Genomic DNA, 208 nt, shown 5'->3' on the forward strand with positions numbered 1-208 from the left:
TGGCTCGATCTCGAACCCGACGTATAACGTGGGTGGAGACACCTACAACAGCGTAGGTGGGGCGATTACGAACCTGGATGCCCGCGTGACACAGAACACGACCGACATCACGAACCTGCAAGGCGACGTCACGAACATCAATGGCCAGCTGGCCGATGCAGTGATGTACGACACGTCGAAGCACAGCGCGGTCACGCTGGGCGGCACG

The 208-nt window shown here is 60.1% G+C and carries 1 protein-coding gene; it reads left to right on the forward strand.

Translation table 11 applies throughout. The features are described 5' to 3' along the window. Window positions 1-208: hypothetical protein (locus tag AB4Y36_RS40615; RefSeq protein WP_368685951.1), on the forward strand; the 208-nt coding region annotated here is incomplete at both ends.

It is taken from the genome of Paraburkholderia sp. BR10936 (genome assembly GCF_040965735.1).
Classification (GTDB): Bacteria; Pseudomonadota; Gammaproteobacteria; order Burkholderiales; family Burkholderiaceae; genus Paraburkholderia; species Paraburkholderia nodosa_A.